Below are 795 nucleotides of genomic sequence, written 5' to 3' on the forward strand. Positions count from 1 at the left end.
GGCCGTCACCTGCGCGGGGGCCGGTTCGGGGTCGTGCCCCGGGGTCGGGGACGGCGGACGGACCGCGTCGGGGACGGGCCGCCGGATCGCCGGGGCCGGAGGACGGCCCCGGACCCGGGGGTTCCGGTCCGGGAACTCGGTCCGGGAACTCGGGCCGGCCCCGCACCGGGGGCGCCGGGCACGGAACGGCCGTACGGCCGCGCCCGGTGCGGACGCGGCCGTACGACGAACCCCTGAGCCATCGACCCGCCCCCGCGGGCCCGGTCTCACCAGAGGGGGAACCAGATGGGGATGAAACCGGGGAGGACATCGGGCAGCAGATCCCCGGCGAAGTCGATGGACACGTTGGTGTTGGACTGGCCGATGACCACGAAGCCGTCGTCGGCGTCGATGAACCCGGCGATGTTGGCCTGGTCGGTGTCGTTGTCCGCCACGGCCACGCCGGAGAGGGCACCGAGAGCCAGTGGCACCGCCGCCGCGGCGGCGACCAGACGGGCGGCGGTACGGGTACGGGACATCTTCATTCCTCCGTGCTGTGGGTGCGCGGGACGGCGCTCGCGCTCGAGGAGATGGGACGTGCCGCGGGGTCGGCCGACCCCCGGGGCGACATGATCGACGTCGCGGGAACAGAGTTGCCCGGGCGAAGCCCCCGAAATCCCCGACCACCGGGTGTTTCACCGGCACGAATGAAGAGGCGCGGATAAACCCGCCGCACCACCGCGAACCCCCGCGCGGGCGCCCGCCGCGCGCCACCGACTCCCGCCGGGGGCGCGGGGCGTGCCTCCGCCCCGCGCC

1 protein-coding gene is annotated in these 795 nt (G+C 75.5%); it reads right to left on the minus strand.

Annotated features, from left to right (window positions below; all coding sequences use genetic code 11):
• Window positions 1-266 precede the first annotated feature (266 nt).
• The gene (locus FNQ90_RS25460) at window positions 267-518 is read right to left on the minus strand and encodes a hypothetical protein (protein ID WP_182608466.1); all 252 of its coding nucleotides are present in this window, start codon (window positions 516-518) and stop codon (window positions 267-269) included.
• Window positions 519-795 lie beyond the last annotated feature (277 nt).

It is taken from the genome of Streptomyces alkaliphilus (assembly GCF_014141535.1).
Taxonomy (GTDB): Bacteria; Actinomycetota; Actinomycetes; order Streptomycetales; family Streptomycetaceae; genus Streptomyces; species Streptomyces alkaliphilus.

What these genes read in the sequence shown, in the direction of transcription:
- FNQ90_RS25460 (WP_182608466.1), bottom strand. Translation starts at nt 518, where the DNA reads ATGTCCCGTACCCGTACCGCCGCCCGTCTGGTCGCCGCCGCGGCGGCG.